General features: G+C 54.1%; 1 pseudogene. It reads left to right on the top strand.

Annotated elements, in window-relative coordinates:
* Positions 1 to 493: 493 nt before the first annotated feature.
* A pseudogene (locus EXE45_RS20890) lies at positions 494 to 772 on the top strand (hypothetical protein); the annotation flags it as partial.

The following is a 772-nucleotide window of genomic DNA, read 5'->3' as shown; positions in this document are numbered from 1 at the left end:
CCCAACCCCGTAAGCAGCAGACAACGTCACCGGGATGAATGCTAGTACGAAATCCGGGTACGTGCCGCTGTCAATCATGCGAGTTCGCCTCTCAGATCAGTTACTCCGTGATGCCCGCATCGCAAAGTGACTGTGTGAAAAGGCGAGCTCTCAGCGCTAAATCTGTTGAGGGCGCGTACCCCTCGCACAGCAGCGTGGCTGGTGACCGTTTTGCTAGAACTGGTCACACCACGCTCAACATCTACAACGGGGCCCATCCGGGGAGAGGTGGCTTCCCACCGACTCATAACAAAATGTATCTAATCCAACCTAATAAAACTAATTAGATGTAATTAGAGCTGTTCGCAGCCGCCTCGGAAGTCCGCGCCTGCTTGATGCCGCGCCACCATTGAAACCTCGAGCATGCCTCTACCCTGAGCGAACGTGACGGGACTACGCCCGAGGTGTTTCTGTCGGGGACAAAACTAAGCCGGATGTACCGCACGACCTGACCATGCCAAGCAATTTTGATGCGAAAAATGAGCGAAATCTCATCGAGTATATCGCAACACTGTGTGGCTTTTCGCGTCTCTCATCGGCTCTCCCTGGTCAAAATATGTATCCGCCGTATCTGTTTGTAGGAGCGTTCAGTGTTCTCGATCTCGCAGTGCTCCAAGTGTACGTACATCTGACTGGTGGGACCCACATCCTCCTTGACACCCCAAACACCGCAGCCGGGTATGCGGCACTCATCCTGGGGGTGTATGGCGTCCGGTACATGTCGAATGGGTAC

The sequence above is a fragment of the Halorubrum sp. SP9 genome, assembly GCF_005435015.1.
Taxonomy (GTDB): domain Archaea; phylum Halobacteriota; class Halobacteria; order Halobacteriales; family Haloferacaceae; genus Halorubrum; species Halorubrum sodomense.
Note: the sequence above shows the minus strand (reverse complement) of the source record. Positions and strands in the feature narration are given on the sequence as shown.